The organism is Microbacterium sp. (assembly GCF_036277215.1).
Taxonomy (GTDB): domain Bacteria; phylum Actinomycetota; class Actinomycetes; order Actinomycetales; family Microbacteriaceae; genus Microbacterium.
In genome coordinates, this window is sequence record NZ_DASUNI010000240.1 from 18,236 (window position 1) to 37,867 (window position 19,632).

Annotated in this window: 19 protein-coding genes; 2 read left to right on the forward strand and 17 right to left on the reverse strand. The window is 70.5% G+C overall.

Annotated elements, in window-relative coordinates; translation table 11 throughout:
* Positions 1-100: 100 nt before the first annotated feature.
* The 7 genes from VFX99_RS11925 to VFX99_RS11955 all read right to left on the reverse strand — a co-directional run bounded on the left by VFX99_RS11925 (position 101) and on the right by VFX99_RS11955 (position 5,630).
* Positions 101-841 (reverse strand): sulfite exporter TauE/SafE family protein, encoded by a 741-nt coding sequence (locus tag VFX99_RS11925; protein ID WP_329666510.1) that lies wholly within the window; start codon positions 839-841, stop codon positions 101-103.
* 1 nt (position 842) lies between these two features.
* Entirely contained in the window at positions 843-1,847 is a 1,005-nt protein-coding gene (cofD, locus tag VFX99_RS11930) for a 2-phospho-L-lactate transferase (protein WP_329666511.1), read from the reverse strand.
* Positions 1,844-2,641: a uroporphyrinogen-III synthase gene (locus VFX99_RS11935; RefSeq protein WP_329666512.1), complete on the reverse strand. Its 798-nt coding sequence runs from the start codon at positions 2,639-2,641 to the stop codon at positions 1,844-1,846. The genes cofD and VFX99_RS11935 overlap by 4 nt, the downstream gene beginning before the upstream one ends.
* Positions 2,642-2,834: 193 nt before the next feature.
* Positions 2,835-3,134 (reverse strand): hypothetical protein, encoded by a 300-nt coding sequence (locus VFX99_RS11940; protein ID WP_329666513.1) that lies wholly within the window; start codon positions 3,132-3,134, stop codon positions 2,835-2,837.
* On the reverse strand, positions 3,124-3,525 hold the full coding sequence (locus VFX99_RS11945; RefSeq protein ID WP_329666514.1) for a phage holin family protein: 402 nt from the start codon (positions 3,523-3,525) through the stop codon (positions 3,124-3,126). Before VFX99_RS11945 ends, VFX99_RS11940 begins: the two co-directional genes overlap by 11 nt.
* 2 nt (positions 3,526-3,527) lie before the next feature.
* Positions 3,528-3,926, reverse strand: a complete 399-nt coding sequence (locus VFX99_RS11950; protein ID WP_329666515.1) for a hypothetical protein — start codon at positions 3,924-3,926, stop codon at positions 3,528-3,530.
* Between the two features lie 129 nt (positions 3,927-4,055).
* The gene (locus VFX99_RS11955; RefSeq protein WP_329666516.1) at positions 4,056-5,630 is read right to left on the reverse strand and encodes a protoporphyrinogen/coproporphyrinogen oxidase; all 1,575 of its coding nucleotides are present in this window, start codon (positions 5,628-5,630) and stop codon (positions 4,056-4,058) included.
* Between the two features lie 86 nt (positions 5,631-5,716).
* Between VFX99_RS11955 and VFX99_RS11960 the strand changes: the two genes are divergently transcribed.
* Positions 5,717-6,286: an HhH-GPD-type base excision DNA repair protein gene (locus VFX99_RS11960; RefSeq protein WP_329666517.1), complete on the forward strand. Its 570-nt coding sequence runs from the start codon at positions 5,717-5,719 to the stop codon at positions 6,284-6,286.
* 87 nt (positions 6,287-6,373) lie between these two features.
* Here the strand turns inward: VFX99_RS11960 and VFX99_RS11965 are convergent, their stop codons facing one another.
* The 8 genes from VFX99_RS11965 to VFX99_RS12000 all read right to left on the reverse strand — a co-directional run bounded on the left by VFX99_RS11965 (position 6,374) and on the right by VFX99_RS12000 (position 15,518).
* On the reverse strand, positions 6,374-7,759 hold the full coding sequence (locus tag VFX99_RS11965) for a glycine--tRNA ligase (RefSeq protein WP_329666518.1): 1,386 nt from the start codon (positions 7,757-7,759) through the stop codon (positions 6,374-6,376).
* A 123-nt stretch (positions 7,760-7,882) separates the two neighbouring features.
* Positions 7,883-8,914, reverse strand: a complete 1,032-nt coding sequence (locus tag VFX99_RS11970; protein ID WP_329666519.1) for a hypothetical protein — start codon at positions 8,912-8,914, stop codon at positions 7,883-7,885.
* Between the two features lie 12 nt (positions 8,915-8,926).
* Positions 8,927-10,801, reverse strand: coding sequence for a substrate-binding and VWA domain-containing protein (locus VFX99_RS11975; RefSeq protein ID WP_329666520.1), 1,875 nt, complete (start codon positions 10,799-10,801; stop codon positions 8,927-8,929).
* Positions 10,802-10,900: 99 nt separating this feature from the next.
* On the reverse strand, positions 10,901-11,938 hold the full coding sequence (locus VFX99_RS11980; protein ID WP_329666521.1) for a hypothetical protein: 1,038 nt from the start codon (positions 11,936-11,938) through the stop codon (positions 10,901-10,903).
* Positions 11,939-11,946: 8 nt separating this feature from the next.
* Positions 11,947-13,080, reverse strand: coding sequence for an o-succinylbenzoate synthase (gene menC, locus VFX99_RS11985; protein ID WP_329666522.1), 1,134 nt, complete (start codon positions 13,078-13,080; stop codon positions 11,947-11,949).
* A gap of 22 nt (positions 13,081-13,102) precedes the next feature.
* Complete coding sequence (locus tag VFX99_RS11990; RefSeq protein ID WP_329666523.1) at positions 13,103-13,498, reverse strand: hypothetical protein; 396 nt, start codon at positions 13,496-13,498, stop codon at positions 13,103-13,105.
* A 119-nt stretch (positions 13,499-13,617) separates the two neighbouring features.
* On the reverse strand, positions 13,618-14,529 hold the full coding sequence (locus VFX99_RS11995) for a cyclase family protein (RefSeq protein WP_329666524.1): 912 nt from the start codon (positions 14,527-14,529) through the stop codon (positions 13,618-13,620).
* A 254-nt stretch (positions 14,530-14,783) separates the two neighbouring features.
* Positions 14,784-15,518, reverse strand: a complete 735-nt coding sequence (locus tag VFX99_RS12000; protein ID WP_329666525.1) for a GNAT family N-acetyltransferase — start codon at positions 15,516-15,518, stop codon at positions 14,784-14,786.
* 118 nt (positions 15,519-15,636) lie between these two features.
* Here VFX99_RS12000 and VFX99_RS12005 point away from each other — a divergent pair, with 118 nt between their 5' ends.
* Complete coding sequence (locus VFX99_RS12005; protein ID WP_329666536.1) at positions 15,637-17,040, forward strand: MFS transporter; 1,404 nt, start codon at positions 15,637-15,639, stop codon at positions 17,038-17,040.
* A gap of 32 nt (positions 17,041-17,072) precedes the next feature.
* On the opposite strand, the gene VFX99_RS12010 is transcribed toward VFX99_RS12005, so the two are convergent.
* Positions 17,073-18,497 (reverse strand): HNH endonuclease signature motif containing protein, encoded by a 1,425-nt coding sequence (locus VFX99_RS12010; protein ID WP_329666526.1) that lies wholly within the window; start codon positions 18,495-18,497, stop codon positions 17,073-17,075.
* 169 nt (positions 18,498-18,666) lie between these two features.
* Positions 18,667-19,596 (reverse strand): ribokinase, encoded by a 930-nt coding sequence (rbsK, locus tag VFX99_RS12015; RefSeq protein ID WP_329666527.1) that lies wholly within the window; start codon positions 19,594-19,596, stop codon positions 18,667-18,669.
* Positions 19,597-19,632: the final 36 nt, after the last annotated feature.

Consider the following 19,632-nt stretch of genomic DNA (forward strand, 5'->3'; position numbering starts at 1 on the left):
CAGGCGCTCTCGCCACGGCGGTGGCGGCTCATGCCCGCCTCGGCCGCCGGAATCAGACCCCGCTTGCCACTTCGCCGCAGCACACACCGCGAACGGCACCTCAGATCAGCAGGTAGACCGCCCCGACCACCGTGAAGATGATCACCAGCCGTTCGAACAGCACCTGATCGAGCCTGCCGGCGAGCCATCGCCCGGCGAGCGCGCCGACGACGACCAGCGGTACGAGGACGAGATCCAGGACGAGACCGGGAACCGTGATCAGACCCAGCCCGACCGAGAACGGCACCTTGGCGAGGTTCACGATCGCGAAGAACCAGGCTGCTGTTCCGAGGAACTCCTTCACCGGGAACCGCGAGGCGAGGAAGTACATCGACATGACCGGGCCGGCGGCGTTGGCGACCATCGTCGTGAAGCCGCCGAGCGCGCCGTACGTCGCGGCGGCTACGCGGTGCGGACCTTCGGCGGCGACAGGCCCGAGCATCCGCCGGCGCAGCAGCGTGATCGCGATCACCGCCAGCAGGATGACGCCGATCGTCCGCTTCACCCATTCGTCGTTGGCGATCCCGAGGAATGCGACGCCCAGCACGATGCCCACGACCACCGCGGGCGCGAGACGGAGCAGAGCCCGCCAGTTCGTGTGGCGGCGGTACGCGAGCACCGCGAAAAGGTCGGCAACGATCAGCAGCAGCAGCAGTGTGCCCGTGGACTCCTTCGCCGGCAGAACTGCGGCGAAGATGGCGACCGCGACCGTGCCCGATCCGGGGACGGCGGTCTTCGACAGCCCCACGATGAGCGCGGCGACGCCCAGCAGCGCCCACGCGAACCAGGCCAGTTCGGGCATGTCAGCCTTCGACGGCGGCGAGCGCGGCGTCGACGATCGCGGCCGAGGCGGCTGCATCCTTCATCCACAACGGAGTGACGACCGTGCGGATGCCGCGCCGCTCGATCTCGTCAGCCGACGCCGCGTCCTCCTCCGCGATCAGCCACACGTCCAGGAGTCCAGCGTCCGATCGCGCGCCGTAGTGGGCGGCGACCGCCGCCGCAGAGGTGTCGACGCCGATCGCGCGCAGGCACACATCGGCCATGCCGCGCACGACCCGGCCGCCGATGATCGGGGAGACCCCGACGACGGAAGCGTCCGTCGCGCGCAGCGCCTCGCGGATGCCGGGGACCGCCAGGATCGGTCCGATCGAGACGACCGGGTTGGAGGGCGCGATCAGGACGACGTCGGCCTCGGCGATCGCCTCGAGCACACCCGCAGCGGGGGCCGCTCGGTCGATGCCGGGATTGTCGAAGCGCACCGGCTCGAGCGTGGCGCGGTGGCGAGTCCACCACTCCTGGAAGTGCATCGACGTGCCGTCCCCAAGGGCGACCTGCGTGTCGACCTCGGCGTCGGTCATCGGCAGAAGCGTGGCGCCGAGCGGCCAGCGTCGCGACATCCGTTCGATCACCTGTGTAGGCGACAGTCCGTCGCGCAGCCAGCCGGTGCGCGCCAGATGCGTTCCCAGGTCGAGGTCTCCCAGGGTGAACCACGGCCAGCCGGAGCCCCACGCCTGCAGCTCTGCGTTCACGCGTTCGCTGTCGCCCTCGCGGCCCCATCCGCGGGCGGTGTCGTTCACGCCGGCCAGCGCGTACACGATCGAGTCGACGTCCGGCTGCAGGCGGACTCCGGAGAGCCAGAGGTCGTCGCCGGTGTTGACCACGATCGTGAACCCGGACGCCCCGGCACCCGGTCTGCGCCGCAGGGATTCGCGCACGCCGATGCTGAACCGCGAGCCGCCGACCCCGCCCGCGAGCACGACGATGCGGAGCGTGGCGGCGTCGCCGGTCTGGAAGCCCGACGTCAAGGCGCGAATTCGTCCGCGGCGTGCGGGAGGGTGAAGCGGGCGACCGCTTCGATCAGTGCGTCCACGGTCTGGGTCGCAGCGACGACGTCGACGGGCAGGCCCGCGCGCCGTGCGTCCTTCGCGGTGCGGGGTCCGATCGCCGCGATCACGGTGGAGTCGGGGATGTCGGGGAACTGCAGGCTCACCTGCTCCGCCACCGAACCGCTCGTCACGAGGATCGCGTTGATGCGTCCGCTGCGGACGTCTTCGGCGATGCGATCGGTCACCGGCACACCGACCGTCCGGTAGGCGACGACGCTGCGCACGCGGTGACCGGCCTCGGTCAGCAGCCGCGTGAGGACGGGCTTGGCGATCTCGCTGCGGAGAGTCAGGATGTCGCGCGGCTCAGCCTCGAGGGCGATCATCTGCTCGGCAAGACCGGCGGCGGAGTTGTCCTGCTCGGGCACCAGGTCGACCCGATAGCCGACCGCCTGCAGGGCGGCCGCCGTCGTCTCACCGACGGCTGCCACTTTGGTGGCACCGGGGATCGTCGCACGGTGGGCGTAGAGCACGTCCACGGTCGTCGCACTGGTGACGGTCAGCCAGTCGAACGATCCCGCTTCGAGGTCGGCGAGCGCCTGATCGAGAGTCGCCTGATCATTCGTGGGTGCGAAATTGATGAGCGGCGCGACGACCGGAGTCGCCCCTTGATGGCGCAGATTCGCCGCCACTCCATCACCCCAGGGCCCGCCGCGGGGCACGAGCACGCGCCAGCCCGCGAGGGGCTTGGGCGGCTGCTGTGGAGCGTGGTTCATGGGCTTGACTCTCGTGGTGCGCAGTCAGCCGCCCCCAAAAGATCGAGCAGCCGACAGGCGACTTCGAACCCCGGGCAAATGCGGTTCTCGCCGTCGGCAGCATTCGCACCATCGCACTGCCTGACAGTTGAGCATACCCCCGGGCCGCGGCCTCGCGCGCTCAGCACGGGGTCGCGATCCGCTCGGATCCGGGTCAGCGCGTGTAGGCCCGAACCGCGGCCCACACGATCAATCCGACCGCGGCCGCCTTCGCGACGACGATCCCCGTCGTAGCGGCGGGATTCTTGCGGGCGAAGGCCCGGGCCTTGCTGATTGTCCGGTCGGTGAAGTGTGCGACTCGACGCGGGACGTTCGCCTTCTCCTCGATCGCCGCGAGAGCCGCCTTCAGCTCGGCACGCGCCTGATCGACCGGGTCTGCGATGCCCAGGGGGACGGCGGTGCGCGGCACCGCGACGGTGGTGCGAGACACGGGAACGGGTGAGTCAGAACTCATCGCGCACCTCCTTGACATCCTGGACGATCGACTGGACGGGGTTCTGGGCGCGGGCCACCTTGCGGAAGCGCAGCACTCCGAGCAGAGCGAACAGGCACGCGATCAGGACCAGGCCGAGGAACACCACGAGCGCGGCGAGCCACGCCGGCCACCAGGACGCGAGCCCGATGATGGCGAACGCGACCAGGGTACCGACCGCCCAGAAGAGGAAGAACAGCGCCACGGCGATCCAGCCGGCACCGATCCCGGCATCCTTCGAGGTGCGGCGCACCCAGGCCTTCGCCGAGTCGACCTCGGCGATGACGAGATTGCGGATGAGCTCCGGGATCTCGCCGACCAGGGTGAACAGGCTGTCTTCGGACCGATCGCGGAAGCCGCGCGGTGTCGTCACGTTCAGGCTCCGTTGCGCTCGGCGGCGGCTTCCGAGATGTCGTCGAAGGCGTCCTCCGCAGCATCCTGCACCGCGCCGGCCGACGTCTGCGCGGCCACGCTGACGTCATCGACCTGCGCCTTGCCGGTCTTGATCGCCGAGTCCAGCTTCTGCCCGGGGGTCGTGCCCTTCGACGTGGCGGCCTTGGTCACCTTCACCGCGCTGTCCCACAGAGTGTTCGGCAGCGCCATCGCGGTCGACTTCGCGAAGTCCTTGACTTTGCCGACCTGCTCCTGCACGGGATCGAGGTTCCACACCTTGGCGGCCTGCTCTTTGATCTGCTCGTAACGCTCACGACCGGCGCGCGTACCGAGCACGTAGCCCGCCGCGAGTCCGATGACGAGTCCGACTTTGCCCCTCATGGGGTCTCCTCACGCTCGATGGGCCATTTGGTCTGCCCCCAGGTTAGCCCCGTATGCCGAGTCCGGCATCCGCTGGCCTCCTGAGCGACGCTGTGCTACGAAACGGACTCGCGCCGTCGCGACGGCGGTCTACTCGCCTGGTTCCGCGCTCGGCCACAGGGCTCGGCGGCGCACCCGCTCGGCCTCGGCCCGGGCGTCGGGGACGACCTGCGCGATGCCGGTGCCCGCCACTGCTGCCCCGACGACGGCGAGCCCCGGCACCGCGTGGATCGCGGACCGCACGGCGTCGACGACCTCGCGGTGGCCGATCGCTGACACCGGCAACGGCTGCTCGTAGCGGGCGCGCGAGGATCCACGGACGCGCGCGGGATCCAAGGGCACCTCCAGCAGAGCGGATGCCGCTGCCACGGCCAATTCGGCTGCCGCAGCGTCGTCGAGGCTCAGGGTCGCGGGTGGAGCGTCCGGGCCACCGAAGGTCACCTTCAGCACGTGCTCATCCTCGCCCGACGCGCGACGGACCCACGGCCAGCGGGCGGTCGTGTCGGTGACGGAGGCGGCGACCGCGTTCCCCGGCACCGGATACACCGCGGTCCGGGCCGGCCGGGCGGTCAGCTCGCGAGAGGAGACGACCAGCGTGACGACCTCGAGCTCGGTGACCGGCAGGGGTTCGAGAGAGGGAACGGCTGCGCGCACCAGCCGGACAGTCTCGGCGGCGCCGGTCGCGATGATGAGGGCATCCGCTGGTTCGAGAGGGACGGCGGCGGGATCATCGGAGCCGGCGGTTTCGGCCCCAGCGCCGGATCCGCCTGCGTCGAGAGGGTCGCGCTGGACTGCGCCTGACTCGACGGCGAAGCCGGCCGGAGAACCGGCATCGAGCACAACAGACCATCGCCCGTCGGCACGAGGCTCGATCTCTGAGACTCGCGCGTTGAGCACGACCCGGGCGCCGAGCTCGGCGAGCCGGGAGCGCAACGCATCGATGAGCCGCGACATCCCGCCGTCGATCCCCTCGAATCCCTCGGCGCCTTCGCCTTCCTCGCGGCAATCGGCCCGCAGCTGCGCGACTCCGCCGGCCAGGCTCCCCGTGCGGGTGAGGGCGCTGCTGAGCCCGGGCGCGACGGCTTCGACATCGACGTCGTCGGGATGGATCGAGAATGCGCCCAGGCTCAGCGGCGCCACCAGGCGGTCCAGGACGGCATCGCCCATGCGGGTGCGCACCAGCCGGCCCAGGCTGCGTTCCTGGCCGATCGTGAGCGGCGGGCGCAGTCGGTCGAGGTACGCGCGCCAGGTGCCGCGCCAGCCGATCAGACGACGGACGCTCTCATCCCAGGGATTCTCGGGGATGCCGCGGACCGTTCCGGCGGGCAGCGGTGCGCTGCCGTCGGGGAGTCCCGCGATCCACTCGGCACGCGCATCGGGCGCGGTGACGGCATCCGTCAGTCCGAGCTCATCGACGAGGCGCCGTACCGCTCCCCCGCGCGTGGCGTAGCCCTCCGCCCCGAGGTCGACCGCGAGTCCTCCGACCTTCGCCGTCCACAGCGCGCCGCCGAGACGATCGGATGCCTCCACCACCGTCACCCGCAAGCCGATCTTCGCGCACTCGAGCGCCGCGACGAGACCGCCGATCCCGCCTCCGATCACGACGACGGAGGTGTCGTGCGCGTGCGCAGCGAGGGCGTCGAGCGTCTCGGGTGCGTCGTCCACGCGTCCATCCTCGCATCGACGATCGGAGCGTCGGGGGGACGGTTGGCGTCTGGCCGGAGGGTCCGCCGCGGTGCAAGACTGGCGGGATGACGCTTCACCTCACCGGCGATGCCGCGGCCGACGACCTGCTCACCCGCGACCCGCTCGCGTTGCTGATCGGGATGCTGCTGGACCAGCAGGTGCCGATGGAGACCGCGTTCGCCGGCCCGCTCAAGATCGAGCAGCGCATCGGCTCGGTGGATGCCGCGACGATCGCCGGCTACGACCCGGACGTGCTCGTGGAGATCTTCCGGCAGCCTCCGGCGGTGCACCGGTTCCCCGGATCGATGGCGGCGCGGGTGCAGGCACTGTGCGCCGCGATCGAGCAGAGCTGGGGCGGCGACGCGTCCGCGATCTGGACCCGGGACCAACCGGACGGCGCAGAGGTGCTCCGCCGACTGAGAGCCCTACCCGGCTTCGGAGAGCAGAAGGCCAGGATCTTCCTGGCGCTGCTGGGCAAGCAGTACGGATACGCCGGTGCGGGATGGCGCGAGGCCGCCGGCGCGTACGGCGAAGAGGGATCGTTCCGCAGCGTCGCCGACATCGTGTCGGCCGACTCGCTCGCCAAGGTCCGGGAGCACAAGCGCGCAGTCAAAGCCGCGGCCAAGGACACGTGAGGGAGCCGACCGGCGGCGCTGTCGACGCCTTCCTCGAGCGGGTGACCCCGGCAGAGCGCCCCATCCCGCCCTGCTGGGACCCGAGTGTCAGGCGCCCTTCAGGCGCTCTGCGAGGTACGCGTGCAGACCCTCGAGCGGCACGCGCTCCTGGGCCATCGAGTCGCGGTCGCGCACGGTGACGGCGCGGTCGTCGAGCGAGTCGAAGTCGATCGTGACGCAGAACGGGGTGCCGATCTCGTCCTGACGGCGGTAGCGGCGGCCGATCGCGCCGGCGTCGTCGAAGTCGACGTTCCACTCGCCGCGCAGGTCTTCGGCGACCTCGCGCGCGATCGGCGAGAGCTGCTCGTTGCGCGACAGCGGCAGCACCGCGACCTTGACCGGCGCGAGGCGCGGGTCGAGCCGCAGCACGGTGCGGGTGTCGGTGCCCCCCTTGGCGTTGGGCACCTCCTCCTCGCGGTACGCGTCGACGAGGAACGCCATCATCGCCCTCGTGAGGCCGAACGACGGCTCGATCACGTAGGGGGTGTACCGCTCGCCGCTGGCCTGGTCGAAGAACGACAGGCTCTGCCCGGACGCCTCGGAGTGGCTCGTCAGGTCGTAGTCGGTGCGGTTCGCGATGCCCATGAGCTCGCCCCACTGCTTGCCGGGGAACCCGAACTCGTACTCGACGTCGATCGTGCCGGCCGAGTAGTGCGCGCGATCCTCCTTCGGCACGTCGTGGCGGCGCATGTGCGCGGGATCGACGCCGAGGTCGACGAACCAGTTCCAGCACGCCTCCACCCAGTGCTCGAACCACTCCTGCGCGTCGGCGGGCGGGACGAAGAACTCGATCTCCATCTGCTCGAACTCACGCGTGCGGAAGATGAAGTTGCCGGGCGTGATCTCGTTGCGGAAGGCCTTGCCCACCTGACCCACGCCGAACGGCGGCTTCTTGCGGGCAGCGGTGACCACGTTGCCGAAGTTCACGAAGATGCCCTGCGCGGTCTCGGGGCGGAGGTAGTGCAGGCCCGAGTCGTCATCGACGACGCCGAGGTAGGTCTTCATCAGGCCGGAGAACGCCTTGGGCTCGGTGTACTGACCCTTGACGCCGCAGTTCGGGCAGGGAACCTCGGCGAGCCCCTGCTCGGCCTTACGCCCCTTCCGCGCCTCGAAATCGTCGATCAGGTTGTCGGCGCGGAACCGGCGATGGCAGTGCAGGCATTCCACGAGCGGGTCGGTGAACGTCGCGACGTGACCGGATGCCTCCCAGACGCGCTTGGGCAGGATGATCGACGAGTCGAGACCGACCATGTCACCGCGCCCGCGCACGAACGTCTGCCACCACTGACGGCGGATGTTCTCCTTCAGCTCGGTGCCGAGCGGGCCGTAGTCCCACGCAGAGCGCGAGCCACCGTAGATCTCGCCCGCTTGGAAGACGAAGCCGCGATGGCGGGCGAGGGCGATGACTTTGTCGAGGCGGGACTGCTCGGCCACGGTGGCTCCAATGGTCGGGTGGGCTGTGCGATTCGCGAGGGGATGCGCCGCTGAAGGCGGCGCTGGCCGGGATGCCGACACGTAGGCGGCGCCGCAGCGGGCGCCGTGCGGCATCCCTCGATCCTAGCCGCGGTCGAGATCGCCGACGGAGCCGGTCGGCCCGCCCTCCTCGGCGGCGCGGTCGAACTCGCGCTCCCAGTCCTGCAGTTCCTTGCGCCGGCCGATGAGTCCGTCGAGCGATACCTGGAAGTGCAGACCGCGGCGGGCGTTGACCTGCTTGATGTTCTCCAGAAGCTCTTCGGAGACGCCGGACACCGCCCCGCGCACTTCGCGGACGCGCTCGTCGGGGTCGTCCCACAGGTGCGGGTGGGTGAGGATGTCGAGGAGGTAATCGCGGTTCAGTGCGGCGGTGAGCTTGCGCAGCTTGTCGTCGTACTCGACCGCGGCGAGCGAATGCTGGCCCTCGTCGTTGCGCTTGTCGAGCCGGGCGAACAGCTCGACGACGTTGCCGGCGATGTCGCCGATGGCGTTCGCCGTCTGCGCCGCCACCGGATTACCCGACGCCCCGAGCGCGGCGTACTCGCCGCGCAGAGTCTGCAGCAGCGCGACATCCGATCGCACGCCGTCCGGCAGTCGTCGATCAGCCCGCCCGCGCGATCGGCGCGAGCGCGTCACGCCGATCGCGATGCCGATCACCGCCGCGATGGCGGCGGCGGCGAGGGCGATGCCGACGATGACACCCCCGTCCAGGCCGGCCCCCGGCGGGGCCGGCGCATCGGATGCCGCGACCACACCCTGGACCGTCTCGACCAGAGCCTGGTCGACGCCGGCGGCCGAGCTCTCGGCCTCGTTCGCGATCCGCATCGCCTCACCCGAGGCGAGGACGCGCGATCCGGCTGACAGGTCGTCGCCGACGGCCACGATGATCGTGTCGAACCCGGTGCGATCGGCGAGCTCGGACACGATCTCGGGACCGGATGCCTCCAGAGCCGCGTTATCGGAGAACACGGCGACGCCGATCGAGGCATCCGAGATCTGCTGGGTCAGCGCCTCGCGCAGAGCTGCGGACCCGCCCACCTCCGCGGAGACGTACACGTTCGACTCCGCGAGCGCGGAGGCGGCGTCGTCGACGTACCCCGCGGACGCTGCGCTCATCGGTGCCCCCGGTCAGAAGTTGTTGATGACCGACGCGAACACGAGGTCGATCTTCGTCGCGTCGGATGCGTCGAACCACTGCCCGCCGGTGGCCTCGGCGATCCGCTGCAGAGCACCGGTGTCGGCTCCCTCGCCGTACGCGATCGGGAAGATCCGCACCGGCGCGTCGTCGCCGCCCTCACGCGCCGACTGGCCGATCTTGGCGACGAGCGAGTCGAGCGACATCGTCGAGTCGGTGTCCTGTCCGTCCGACAGCAGGACGATCGCGTTGATGCGTCCGGGCTCGGCCCGCTCGAGCATCTTGTCGTACGCGAGTGACACGGCGTCGTACAGCGGCGTGCCCTCCCTCGTCGCGAACCGCAGGTCGTTGAGCGATGTGTTCAGGGACTCCAGGTCGGACGCGAGCGGCGACACCTCCCTCACGACGATGATGTTCTCGCCCTCTGGCGATTCGACCTCGGTGGTGAACGCCCACACACCGACCTCGTCCGTGCCGCGGAAGTGATCCAGCGTCGCCTGCGCACCTTCGATCGCGCCGTCGAGCTTCGAGCGCCCGTCACCGATGGGATCGTCCATCGATCCCGAGATGTCGATCACCTCGAGCACGGAGGACGGCTTGCGGATCTGCGTCCACTGGTCGATCGCGGCGGACACCACATCCACTCCGGGCTTGGGCAGGGTCACCGCCGGCCCTGCCGGATCCACACCGAACTCCTCGGTGAACAGGTCGCCCAGCGGTACCCCGTCATCCAGGGGTCGGAAGCCGTACTCGGGCAGGATCCGCTGCGCAGCCTCGGTCTGGAGGAACGCGGCGAAGGCCTCACCCGCCGTGCGCTGCACGTCCGTCACCCAGGGCGCTCCGAGCACCGTGACCGGGTTGTCGGACCACATGGAGCCGCCCGATGGATAGACCGCGGCGAGCTTCTCCTTCGGAGGGGTCAGCGTCTCGCCCGGCTGGACCGTGTGAGAGTCGGGGTTGCCCTGGTTGTAGTTCAGCAGGGACGTCTCCTCGAGCGCGACCGCCGACACGTACCCTGAGCCGCCCGTCCCGTTCTGGGTCTCGTCGTACAGGGTGGTCAGGACCTTGCCGGTCGTGTCGCCGTAGTGGATGACGCACTCCTCGAACGCCCGCGAGAAGTCGGCGGCCGCGGCGACGTCGGCGGCAGTGAGGTCGGCGGACTTGCCCGCCGCCTCGTACGACTGCATGAGGATCGCGGAGAGCCCCGTGGTGGAGGTGTTCGGATTCGTCTTGGAGATCTTGAACGAGCCCCAGATCGGCTTGCCGACACTCGCCCAGCCGTCGGGGTCGGTGCACAGCCGCTCGAGGTCGGCGATCCCGATCTCGGCGTCGGGCCAACCGAGCGCGCGGGCCATGGTCTCCGGCACGCCGAAGACCACCGGCGTCCGGGTGAAGGATTCGGGCTCCCCGACGAGCGAAGCGGATGCCGCGGCCGCGACCCGGTCCGTCCACACCGTGGACGCGGGCGACCACATCGTCGGCCAGCGCCGTGGGTTCTCGTCGGGCCAGTCGCCGCCGGCGGTGAGGATCCGGGTCGCCTCGCCGGATGACACGTTGATGGGCCGCACCGTCGCGCACTCGTCGAGCGCCTCCGCCTCCGGAGACTCCTTGAAGGCCACGGCGAGGGCGTCGAGCATGTTGACCTTCTCCGAGGACGTCGCCACGACCACGCTGGTACAGCCGTCGTCGGCGAAATCGCCGCCGCCACCGCCGTCCGTGTCGGACACGCTGCCGAAGCATCCGCTCAGTGCCATCGACGCGGTGAGGACGAGCGCTGCGGCTCCCGTCACCCGGCGCGAGCGGCGCACCGTTCTCGCGGCGGGAACGCCATCAGTGCGACCGAACGTGCGGGGTGAGCCCGTTGCCATGGGTCCAGAGTAAATCCCGCGGGCTCGCGCCGCAGAACGGATGCGCGCGGGAAGTCGCGCGGGTGCGGATCGCGGCGAACGCAGCGGGGCGCGCAGGCCTCAGCCGGAGCCGAATCCGCACCAGTTCGCGACCCAGGTGAGGATGCTGCCGCGCATGTCCTCGGATGCCGCGAGCTCGATCTCCCCCGGCTCGCCGTCGACCTGCACCTCGAGTGTGAAGATCGTTCCGCGCTTGTCCTCCTGGACCGCGTGCGGGTCGCAGCGCAGCGGCACGAGCGGGAGGTGGACGGCGTGTGGGTCGGTGTCGCCGGCGGCGACGGAGACGGCGATCGGGAACGTGTCGGCCGTGGTCCCGGGGGCTCCGGCGAAGGTCAGCAGGTTCGTCGTCTGGATGCCGACCACCTCGACTGCGGCGTCGCCGGTCGGCGCGATCTCGAGGAGGAGGTCGGCGGGCTGGCCGGCCGCGGACGGCGTGAACGAAGCGAGGGTGAGGGCCGCGGCATCCGCCACCGCGTCGGCACGGCACTCGCGCTCGTGCAGGGGCCCGATGAAATCCAGCGGGTCGTCGATCGGCGCCTCGGCCTGCCGGGGCCTCGCGTCCACGGTGTAAGTGAACGCGAGCGCGCTCGCACCGCTCTCGGACGCCGCGCAGTCCATGTCGGGCAGCTGGATGCGGATGTCGACGGTGGCGCCGGCACGCACGAGGGAGTCCCGCTCGAGCACGCGGGTCGCGTCGCCCTCGAAGCGCGGGTCGGAGACGGCCAGCGCGCCGATCGACAGGTCGGTGTCGCCGTCGTTGTGAAGCTCGACCTGCGCCTGCCGCGCGGCGACGTCGGAGCGCAGCTGCACGAGCTGCGCAGTGACCCCGTCGGGTAGCCCGGGCGGCGTCGGTGCGGCGGTCGTCGCGCTCGGCGCGCATGCGGTGAGGGCGAGCAGCAGGGCGGCAGAGGCGAGGGCTGCGGCCGCGATCTGCGGCCGGCTGGGGAGATCCGGCCGGCCCTCGGGCGGCCGGCCAGGGAGATCCAGCCGGTTCTCGCGGCGCTGGTGTTCGGCATTCAGTCTCAGCGCGTGCCCGGCGGGCCGCCGCGCGGCGTGTCGCAGGCTGCCCGGCGGCCGCAGACTGAATCCCGAACGCACGGAACCACCTACCGCCGGACGGTCTCACGCAGGACGGTGAAGTCCTCGAGCGCGATCGGGTCGATCTCGACGCCGAGGCCCGCTCCGGTGGGCACACGCACGTGGCCGTCGTCGAGCACGGCGGGCTCGGTGACGATGTCGCGGGCGTAGAACCGGTCCGAGGCCGACACGTCCCCGGGGAGGGTGAATCCGGGCAGCGCGGCGAGCGCCGCATTCGCCGCCCTCCCGATCCCGGTCTCGAGCATTCCGCCGCACCACACCGGGATGCCGGCATCCGCGCACAGGTCGTGGATCCGCACCGCCTCAAGGTACCCGCCGACCCGACCGGCCTTGATGTTGATCACGGATGCCGCTTCGAGAGCGAGCGCGTCCACCGCCGCCTTGTGCGACACGATCGACTCGTCGAGGCATACCGGGGTGCGGAGGCTCCGGGCGAGGGTGGCGTGGTCGACGAGGTCGTCCTCCTGCAGCGGCTGCTCGATCAGCAGCAGGTCGAAGCGGTCCAGCTCGGCGAGGGTGGCGGCATCCGCCAGCGTGTACGCCGAGTTGGCGTCGACCTGCAGCGGGATCGGCCCGAACGCATCGCGGACCGCCGCCGTCTCGGCGATGTCGCGACCGGGCTTGATCTTGATCTTGATCCGCACGTATCCCTCGTCGAGGTAGCCGCCCACGACCTCGACGAGCGCGGCGGGATCGCGCTGGATGCCGACCGACACGCCCGACGGCACCCGGTCGTGGACGGCGCCGAGGTACTCCCCCAGCGGGCGGCCCTCGCTTCGCAGCGCCGCGTCGAGCACCGCCAGCTCCAGGCCGGCCTTGGCCATGCGATGCCCGACGAAGGGCACGAGCACCTCCGCAACCGCCTCCGGCGCCAGCGTGTGCCGATCGAGCAGGGCGGGGATGAGCCAGCGGGCCGCGACATCCCAGGCTCCCTGCGTGTACTCGCTCGAGTAAAGCGGCGCGGCGCCGGTGACGATCTCGCCCCAGCCGTCGCCGTCGGGCGTGAGGGCCCGCGCGAGGATGACCTCGCGGACGGTCTCGGTGCCGAACGAGGTCGTGAACGGGGCGACCAGCGGGATCTGCAGCACGCGGAGCTCGAAACCCTCGAGGGTCACCGATGCCGCGGGTCGGGCGATGGGCATGCGCTCAGGCTACGCCGCGCAGTCACCCGAACGGCGATGCGCCGGTCTCGCCCGAGCGCCGCGGACGCAGAGCGAGGGGCGACGGCCACGGCAGCTGATACTGCTTTACGGGGATGTCGATCGCACCGAAGTCGTCGGTCTGCACGACCACGCGACCGGCCTCGCCGTCGCGTCCGGGCGCGACCTCCACCACCTTCACCTGCAGGGCTTCGCCGGCGTCGCGCTCCAGCATCCAGATGTCGGCGAGCCAGGCCAGTCCGCGGGATTCGAGAGCCTCTTCGGCGTCGAGCCACTCACCCGCATCGGATGCCGCGTGCCCGAGCAGGTCGATCGCCACCCAGTGCCCGCCCTCCGGCCGGATCCAGCCCAGGAGCTCGCCGTCGTCGCGGCGGTGGGGGGTCCAGTCGGCGGGGATCACAGGGCTACGCTACCGGCGGCAGCGGCGGGCGGATGCGGCGCAGTTTCCGGCATCCGGCGCGGAAGTAGGTGCGGCGCATGCCCGAAGGTGCGCTGAACGCGTGCTGCGTCGTCGCCGAGTCAGCCGATCTCGGCGAATGCGCGCACCGGGAACGTGCCGAACCCCTCGACTGCGGGCGGCGCAGCGGTGAAGCGCGCGCCGCGCGGAGGCAGCTCCCCCAGCCGGGTGAGGTGCTCGACGACGTGAACTCCTGCGGCGAGCAGCAGCGAGTGCGCCGGCCGCTCTCCGCCGGACTCGGTGTCGTCGATGTTGACCGAGTCGATGCCGACGAGCACGGCCCCGGCGTCGATCAGCCATTGCGCTGCCTCGCCGGTGAGGAAGGGGGCGCCGACGCCGTACTCGGGCGCTCCGAACCAGCGGTCCCAGCCCGTGTGCAGCAGCACGGCCGCTCCGCGCACGTCGCGGTCGGCGAGCACGGCGGTGCGGATTCCGCGGTCCGTCGCCGACCACACGTCTTCGAGGTGGAAGACCTCGGCGCGCAGTCCGACGAGTGTCGCCAGGTCGAGGCCCGCGAGGTCGGCCCCGTCGGCGTAGCGGTGGAAGGGGCTGTCGAGGTACGTGCCGGTGTTTCCGACCATGGTGAGGATGTCCATCGCGAATTCGGTGCCCGGTGCGTACCTCGCGCGGGAGTCCTCGCGCGTCAGATGCGGCGTGATGGTGGGTGCGGGCAGGCCCGGATACGTCACGAGCCCGGCGCGGATCGGATGGCTGAGATCGACGATGCGTCGTGCGGAGGGCTGTGCCCCGGTGTCGACGCCGCGGCTGCCGCGGTGGGGCTCTTCGACGACCTGGAGATCGCGGATCGTGACCGAGCCGACGAGTGTGAGCCCGAGGTGCTCGATGAGCAACAGCTCGAGGTCGCGTTCCGAGATCGCGGCCGACGGCACGTCCAGGCGGAACGCCTCGCCGGTCAGGCCTCCCCCGTTGGCGAAGCGGATGTCGAAGTCGAAGTGGGCGCGATATTCGGGCATGCGGGCCAGCCTAGAGACCTCGGATGCCGCCGGCATGCGCTTCTTCGGAGATCGGCAGTTCTGCGGAGGGAGGTGGCAGAAAGGGTCCGAAACTGTGCGGATCTCCGAGGCTGTGCGGGCGTTTCGTCTCGCGCCTGCGGCGCTCGCCCAACGACCGAGCAGGCGTGCGGGTGTTTCGTCTCGCGCCTGCCGCTCTCGCCCATCGACCGGGCGCGCTTCGGTCGTTGAGCGAGCCGAAGGCGAGACGAAACGCCCTAGGGCCGGACGAACAGGTACCCCCGCTCGTCGTCGAAGCCGGCGGCCACCAGGCCTGCGGCGAGGCGTGCCAGGAACTCCTCGCGCACACGGACGCGCCAAGCCGCGGCATCCGTCGGTGCCGAACGACGCATCGTCTCGATGTCGCGCGGTACCGCGACCGACGCGACCACATCCTCGTCGGGCGGCGTCGGGGCGGGTGGAGCGGCGAGCGCCCACGTCACCAGGAGCCGGTCGGTCTCGTCGCCGCGGTTGACGCCGTCGTCCATGGGACCGTAATGGTCGACCAGGTACTCGGTGACCCGTGCACCCAGAACGCGCAGGTTGAAGTGGGCGTTGCGGGAGACGAGCGGGTCGAACGTCCACGTGATGTGCCCGACCTCGCGCGCGAACGCCCAGTCGCGCTGGTGGCGCTTGAGCACGCGGCCGAGCCCGTGGCTCTGCATGCCCGGGAGCACTCCGGTGATGTGCGAGTGCATCGTGCGCTCCGCCGGCGGGCCGAAGAAGGCGATGGACGCTCCGACCATGCGGTCCCCCTCATACAGGCCGACGACGTAGTTGCCGGAGTGCGCGAGTGCGCGCACGAGATTGGGCGGCATGGCATCGCGGTCGCCCTCCCAGACCTGGCGCAGCACGGCGGCCGCCTCCTGGATCTGCGCGATCGTTTCGAGGGGACGGATGTCGATGCCGGGCGGGGCGGGTTCGGATGCCGCGTTCCGCGGGTCGTAGGCCATGCGCTCAGTCTGCCGCGCGCCGGTCGCCCGCGGGAGCCCGGCCCGTCCCACTCGCCCGCGGCGATAGCCTGAAGCGATGGGATCGGGGGATGAGGACGCGCGCAGACGCCTCACCCGGATGCCACGACAGGGCGCCATCGTCGCGGTTCTCGCGATCGCCGGGCTGTGCTCGTCGTTCATGTTCACGCTCGTGGTGCCGATCCAGTCGAAGCTGCCGGAGCTGCTCGATGCCAGTCGCGACGACACCGCCTGGGTCGTGACCTCGACCCTTCTCGCTGCGGCCGTGATCACTCCGATCAGCGGCCGCCTCGGCGACATGTACGGCAAACGCCGCATCGTGCTGGTGCTGCTCGCGGTCATGGTGGTCGGCTCCGTGATCGCGGCGCTCTCACCGGGGATCATCGGCATCATCGTCGGCCGCACCCTGCAGGGCGCGATCGTGGGTGTCGTGCCGCTCGGCATCTCGATCCTCCGGGACGTGCTGCACGAGAACCGCGTCGACTCGGCGATCGCCCTCATCAGCGCGACGCTCGGCGTGGGCGGTGCGCTCGGGCTTCCGATCAGTGCGGTCATCACCGAGCGCAGCGACTGGCACCTGCTGTTCTGGGTCGCGGCCGTCCTCGGCGCCGTCGTGTTCGTGCTCGTGCTGTGGATCGTGCCGGTGAGCGTCCTGCGCACCGCCGGCCGGTTCGACTTCATCGGCGCCGGGGGGCTGGCGCTGGGGCTGATCGGCATCTTGCTGGCGATCTCGCGCGGCAACGAGTGGGGCTGGGGCGCTCCGGCCGTGCTCGTGTCGGGGCTCGGCGGGCTGCTCGTCCTGCTGCTGTGGGGATGGTTCGAGCTGCGCATCCCCGAACCGCTGCTGGACCTGCGGGTGGCCGCGCGTCCCGCGGTGCTCCTCACGAACATCGCCTCGATCGCGATGGGATTCTCGCTCTTCGCGTCGAACGTCGTGTACCCGCAGATGCTCGAGCTGCCGATCGCCACCGGAGCCGGCTTCGGTCTGTCGCTCCTGGCGGCAAGCTTGATCGTGGCGCCCTCGGGCCTGGTGATGATGGTGCTGTCGCCGATCGCCGGGCGGCTCGCGCGTCGCACCGGGCCGAAGCTGCTGCTGCTCCTCGGCGCGTTCTGCCTCCTGCTCGCGTACGCCTTCACCCTGCTGCTCTCGTCCGAGGTATGGCACATCCTGGTCGCGAACATCCTCATCGGCGCGGGTATCGGATTCGGCTACGCGTCCATGCCGATGCTGATCATGCGATCCGTGCCGCAGAGCGAGACCGGAGCGTCCAACGGTCTGAACGCGCTGTTCCGCTCGCTCGGCACGAGCACCGCCGCAGCCGTGGTGGGCGCCGTCCTGGCCACGTACTCGGCGGACTTCGAGGGGGTTCCGGTTCCGACCCCGACCGCGTTCACCCTCTCGCTCGTCCTCGGAGGGGCGGCGGCGATCATCGCTCTCGTCGTGGCGCTGTTCATTCCGTCGAAGCGCACGCCGCAGGAGCGGCATCCGTCCTTGCCGAAGTAGGCGTGATGCACTCTCGTCCGGCCGGGCGTCCATCACATTCGGAGGGCGATCGCTTCACGCATACGAGTCGGAGATTTCGTGGCGGGTCGCCACTTCATGTGCGAGTCCCACCAGTGCGGACCTCGGACGTACGGCACCCCGTCGACCATCTGGATGCGCCAGCCACCCGAATCGATCGTCCGATGATGGAACCAGCACAGGAGGACTCCGTTGTCGGTATGCGTCGGCCCGCCTCGCGAGTGCTCCTGCACATGGTGAATCTCGCACCACTGCGGGGGAACGCGACAGCCGGGAATCAGGCATCCCCCGTCGCGTAAGGTGATCCCGCGCCGCTGGTGGTGGTTGAAGACCCGATCGAGCGTCTCAATCGACACGATCCGCCCTCCCGTGCCGCACACCACCCGCTGCACCGCGCCTGTGCAGGCGATGTGCCGGGCCACGGAGAGCGAGATCGGCTCGTCATCGCCCGGCAGGTGCGCATACCCGCGACCGGTCGCGAGGTCCTCCTCGCGCACCGCTACGACGAGGGTCGGTGCCGCCCCGCCCAGGGTCGGCAGGTCACCGGATGTCGCAGCCGCCGTCAGCAGCACGGCGAGCGCGTCGTGCTGCTTCTGGGCATGCGTGCGCAGCTCGGCCGCACTCTCGATCGGTTCGTCCCGATCGACCGGCTCGCTCTCGGTGAAGCACGGCGCTGCCACCTCATCGACCCTGGGATTGAGCACGCTGTCGAAGCCGAGCTCGAGCTGGGCGGCGACCTCGGGCAGCAGGTTGCCGCGCACCGGGACGAGGCCGTCCTCCGCCCGCCGCCCGATCGTGAACCCGCGCTTGCGCAACGCCTGCGACTCGGCAGGTTCCGACCCGTCCTGATCCAGATACGCGGCCCACACCTGCGCGTACGATCGCAATTCGTCCGCCGACGCCGGGGGCGCGGCATCCGCACCCTGACCGCACGCGGCGGCGGCCAGCTCCTCGTCCGCTGCGAGCAGCTCGACCCGCCCGACGACCCTCCCGCGGAACGCTCCGACCACACCGACGACTCCATCCAATCCGACCTCACCCACGCGCAGCGCCTCGCGCAGGCGCGGGAACTCTGCCGGCAGGAGCGCACCCGTCGATACGGCAACGGGTCGGCCCACCGCCCTCGCCGCCGTGATCACGTCCGACGCGGTCCGACCCGATACGCGGGTAGCCCGCTCGACCAGCTCGACGACGTTGCGGCATCCGTACCGGGTCGTCAAACGATCGGCGTGGGCAGCGAGATCCTCGCGTTCGAGCACGTGCGCAGCGGCCTCGCTGAGAATCGCTTCGGCCTCGCGCCGAAGCCTGCCCGCAGCTGCCAGCACCGCCGGCAGCACATCGTCGCCGCAGGCCCGCAGGCCGCCGGCCGCGAACGCCGTCTGCGTCACATCCGCAAGCGCATCGCCGAGCGCATCGAGGGCGTCGGCGAGGTTGGTCATGGCTCCATTCTGACGAGGGCCTCCGACATTCAAAGGTCCAGATCAGAGGCTGTTTATTCCGGTGCAGAACACTTCAGGCACCATTCCTGTGGAGGAGCCGAGCACGCCGCCCGGAACGAATCCCGAACGACACGACACGACACGACACGACAAGACGATGGAACCGCGCTCAGTCCGTCCCGGGCTCACCCAGCCGACGAAGGAAGCGCTCAACAGCTGCGCGATCCGGATACGAGGACTGTGCGCCGAGATCCTGCACCGACAGCGCCGACATCGCGGTCGCGAAGCGGACCGCGCTGCGCAGTTGCTCGCCACGGGCCAGCTCGCAGGCGGCCGCCCCGACGAACGCATCGCCGGCTCCCGTCGTATCGACGGCTTCGACCCGATGGGCGGGGATCGGGGTGACTCCGCCGGCGTCGGCGACCACCGACCCCGCCGCACCGACCGTGATCACCACCGACCGAGCCCCCTCTCCGAGCAGGTCTGCCGCCATCTCTTCCGGCTTGCGCTGCGCATCGGCATCGAGCAGGAAGCGAGCCTCGTGCTCGTTCACGATCAGCGGATCGCAGTGCCGCAGCATCCGCCGATCCAGCGATGCGGCAGGCGCTGCGTTCAGCACGATGCGAACACCGGACTCCGCGGCCCTGTCGATCAGGTGGTGCACCGTCTCGAGCGGAATCTCCAGATTCAGCACGAGCACGTCGGCATGCAGCCACGTCTCTGCTGTGGCTTCGGCTACTCGGAGATCCATCGCGCGGTTGGCGCCGGGCGACACGACGATGGAGTTCTCGCCGTCGGGCGTGACGAGGATCATGGCGGTCCCGGTCGGGTGTGGAACGGCTTGGATGCCGGACACGTCGACCCCCGCCAAGGTCAGCTGCGACCGCAGGAATTCGCCGTTGCCGTCCTGGCCAACGCACGCGATGAACCGAGTGGGAGCACCCGCACGCGCCGCGGCAGCGGCCTGATTCGCCCCCTTGCCCCCTGCGAACGTCCGGATGTCGGATCCAAGGAGCGTCTCGCCACCGTGAGGACGCCTCTCCACCTCGACCATCAGATCGACGTTGGCGCTGCCGAGGACCACGACACCTCGCGTCATCCGAGCCCCGACTCTGCGTGCATGCGCGAATCGACC

Coding starts and splice junctions, on each gene's coding strand:
- VFX99_RS11925 (WP_329666510.1), bottom strand. CDS start 841: ATGCCCGAACTGGCCTGGTTCGCGTGGGCGCTGCTGGGCGTCGCCGCG.
- VFX99_RS11935 (WP_329666512.1), bottom strand. CDS start 2,641: ATGAACCACGCTCCACAGCAGCCGCCCAAGCCCCTCGCGGGCTGGCGC.
- VFX99_RS11940 (WP_329666513.1), bottom strand. CDS start 3,134: ATGAGTTCTGACTCACCCGTTCCCGTGTCTCGCACCACCGTCGCGGTG.
- VFX99_RS11950 (WP_329666515.1), bottom strand. CDS start 3,926: ATGAGGGGCAAAGTCGGACTCGTCATCGGACTCGCGGCGGGCTACGTG.
- VFX99_RS11960 (WP_329666517.1), top strand. CDS start 5,717: ATGACGCTTCACCTCACCGGCGATGCCGCGGCCGACGACCTGCTCACC.
- VFX99_RS11970 (WP_329666519.1), bottom strand. CDS start 8,914: ATGAGCGCAGCGTCCGCGGGGTACGTCGACGACGCCGCCTCCGCGCTC.
- VFX99_RS11975 (WP_329666520.1), bottom strand. CDS start 10,801: ATGGCAACGGGCTCACCCCGCACGTTCGGTCGCACTGATGGCGTTCCC.
- menC (WP_329666522.1), bottom strand. CDS start 13,080: ATGCCCATCGCCCGACCCGCGGCATCGGTGACCCTCGAGGGTTTCGAG.
- VFX99_RS11995 (WP_329666524.1), bottom strand. CDS start 14,529: ATGCCCGAATATCGCGCCCACTTCGACTTCGACATCCGCTTCGCCAAC.
- VFX99_RS12000 (WP_329666525.1), bottom strand. CDS start 15,518: ATGGCCTACGACCCGCGGAACGCGGCATCCGAACCCGCCCCGCCCGGC.
- VFX99_RS12005 (WP_329666536.1), top strand. CDS start 15,637: ATGCCACGACAGGGCGCCATCGTCGCGGTTCTCGCGATCGCCGGGCTG.
- VFX99_RS12010 (WP_329666526.1), bottom strand. CDS start 18,497: ATGACCAACCTCGCCGACGCCCTCGATGCGCTCGGCGATGCGCTTGCG.
- rbsK (WP_329666527.1), bottom strand. CDS start 19,596: ATGACGCGAGGTGTCGTGGTCCTCGGCAGCGCCAACGTCGATCTGATG.